Here is a 2,798-nt window from a genome sequence, read left to right on the forward strand (position 1 = left end):
GGGCGGGGAGGACGGGGGCGGTCTTCTGGGTGGTGGTGAAGGCGGCGCCCTCGCGGACCTTCATGGTGCCGCGCGGCGAGACGTACGTGTAGGAGGTGAGGGGGTCGGCGGTGTGGAGCCACTGGTGCCGGTAGAGGGCCTGGAGGGTGCCGCGTTCGGTGCCCTCCTTGGGTTCGGTGGTGAGGGTGTAGGTGGCGCGTACGGTGCCGCCGGCGGCACTCCAGTCGACCCGGGATCCGGTGACGAAGCTGAAGGCGTACTTCCTGTACGTGGCGAGTGCCTCAGGGGAGGGCAGGACGGCGACGGAGAAGTAGTTCCTGCCGCCGAGCGCGGCACTGATCGTGGTGCCGGAGACGTTCCAGTCTGCGCCCGTCGGCGCGAAAAGGGCGTAGTGGTGGCCGGCGACGGTGATGCCGAGGACGTTGCCCTGGTCGGCGAAGACGGCGGGGGTGGCGGCGGCGCTGATCCGGGCGTCGCCGCCGGAGCCCTGGGCGTACACGAACGGGATGCCGTGGCCGATGGTGGTGCGCAGGGTGCGGGTGCCGTCGGACCAGTAGGGGGTGACGGTCCAGTCGGACCAGGAGTCGGCCTTGGTGTCGGGCGAGTCCAGTCCGGTGAGGCCGACGGTGAGGTCGCGTTGGTGGGCGAACTCGTACTGGCGGCCGTCCCCGACGACGGCGGGACCGGTGGGGTGGCCGACCTCCAGCCCGCCTGCTACCGCCTGGTAGGTGAGGGGATGGCCGTACATCGGGGTGGAGTACGGGTTGTCGCCGTAGCGCTGGAAGGCGAGCGAGGACCACCAGTCGTTGGTGGGGACCGGTTTGCCTGCGGCGGCAGGGGTGACCTTGGGGGTGACGGGCGCACCGGTGTTGGTGGTGGGGCCGGAGGTTCCGGCGGGGCGGGTGTCGGAGTGGCTTCCGGCGCCCACGGGGACGGTGGCGGCTTCCGCGGGGGCCGTGGCCGGGCCGAGTCCGACGGCCGCGGCGGCCAGGACGGCGGCCAGGAGGAGCGGGGCGGCTCGGCGCGCGTGGGGGACGGGCATGGGGAACACCTCATGTCATCGCGGTGGAAGGCGGCTCACCCGCGGCGTCCGCATGCGGTGGCGTCCGCATGCGGGGGCGTGGCCATGCGGTGGCGTGGCCATGCGGTGGCGTGGCCATGCGGTGGGCCGCGTCCGGGACTCGTATGCGAGAGCGCTCTCAGCTGGCCGGAACCGTAAGACTCCCGAAACACAGGTGTCAAGAGAACGCGCAACAGCGGAAGTTGGGCCGATTCTGAGCCAATGCGCCTTCGAGTCTTGACGGATCACGCGCGCCGCGGGCACGCTCCCCTCGCTTGGTGAGAGCGCTCTCAGCGATGCGTTCTCGCTCACCCCGGAGCCAAGGGAGGCTTCCCATGCCCGCAGCCAGAGCCACCACGAGAGCCGCCGGAAAGGCCGCCGGGAGAGCTGCCGGAAGGGCCGCCGTCCGCCTGGGGGCGGTCGCTCTTGCCGGGACCCTGCTCGCCGCCTGCGGCGGTTCGCCGGAGGGCGCCTCCGACAGCGCGGACGGCAAGGTCACGATCACCGTGGACCTGTTCGGTTCCTTCGGCTACGAGGAGGCCGGGCTCTACGCCGAGTACGAGCTGCTGCACCCGGGCGTGACCATCAAGCAGACCGACACCGAGGACGAGGCCGACTACTGGAAGTCGCTGCAGACCCGGCTGGCCGGCGGTGGCGGTCTCGCGGACGTCCAGGCCGTCGAGGTGGGCCGGATCGCCTCCGTCGCCCAGCAGCAAAGCGGCAGGTTCGAGGACCTGCGCAGGTACGGCGCGGACGCGCTCAAGGGCGGGTTCCCCGAGGCCGCGTGGGCGGCGGCCACCGGAAGGAGCGGCGAGATCCTCGGCCTGGGCACCGACGTGGGCCCCGAGGCCATGTGCTTCCGCACCGACCTCTTCGCCCGGGCGGGTCTGCCCACCGACCGCGAGGAACTCGCGAAGAAGTGGTCGACGTGGGAGGGATACCTCGAACTCGGCCGGCAGTACAAGGCCGCCGCCCCCGACAAGAGCGCATGGCTCGACAGCGTCGCCAGCCTCTACTCGGTCATGATCGGCCAGGAGAAGGAGCGCTATCACGACGCCTCGGGCCGACTGGTCTGGGAGACCAACCCGGCCCTGAAAGCTGCCTGGGAGGCGTCGGTCACGGCTGCGCAGGGCGGGCTGAGCGCCAGGCTGGACCAGTGGTCGCCGCAGTGGAACCAGGCCTTCGCCGCCGGCTCCTTCGCGACGCTGCCCTGTCCCGCCTGGATGCTCGGCTACATCAAGGGCCAGGCCGGTGACGCGGGCAAGGGCAAGTGGGACGTCGCGAAGCTACCCGCCGGCGCCGGCAACTGGGGCGGCTCGTACCTCGCCGTTCCGCGGGCCGCCAAGCACAAGAAGGAGGCGTACGAACTGATCTCCTGGCTCACGGCGCCCGAGCAGCAGGCCAAGGTCTTCCGGAAGCAGGGCAACTTCCCTTCCGCGACCGGTGCCATCGCGCAGATCTCCGACGCCACCGACCCGTACTTCTCGAACGCCCCGATCGGCCGGATCTTCGGCGACGCCGCGAAGGCCGCCCCCGTCCAGGTCCTCGGCGTCCACGACCAGAACATCGCGCAGCAGATCACCAACGCCCTGGGCGAGGTCGAGCGCAAGGGGACGGCACCCGACCAGGCGTGGGCGAACGCCAGGAAGGGCGTGGCGAACACCACCGGCTGACCGGCTGCCGCCCCCGGGCCGGCCCGGCACGCCCCGTCCCGCGCCCGAACCGCCGCCGTGCCGCC

1 protein-coding gene and 1 pseudogene are annotated in these 2,798 nt (G+C 71.9%); one reads left to right on the plus strand and one right to left on the minus strand.

The features are described from left to right. A pseudogene (locus tag HYE82_RS35660) lies at positions 1-1,042 on the minus strand (glycoside hydrolase); the annotation flags it as partial. 353 nt (positions 1,043-1,395) lie between these two features. On the opposite strand from HYE82_RS35660, the gene HYE82_RS35665 reads away from it, so the two are divergent. Next, the gene (locus tag HYE82_RS35665) at positions 1,396-2,733 is read left to right on the plus strand and encodes an extracellular solute-binding protein (protein ID WP_179178377.1); all 1,338 of its coding nucleotides are present in this window, start codon (positions 1,396-1,398) and stop codon (positions 2,731-2,733) included. Positions 2,734-2,798: the final 65 nt, after the last annotated feature.

Origin of the sequence: Streptomyces sp. BR123, from assembly GCF_013401435.1 — a bacterium.
Taxonomy (GTDB): Bacteria; Actinomycetota; Actinomycetes; order Streptomycetales; family Streptomycetaceae; genus Streptomyces.

Bases quoted from the DNA above. Each gene is read 5' to 3' on its own strand.
- HYE82_RS35665 (WP_179178377.1), top strand. From the start codon at position 1,396: ATGCCCGCAGCCAGAGCCACCACGAGAGCCGCCGGAAAGGCCGCCGGG.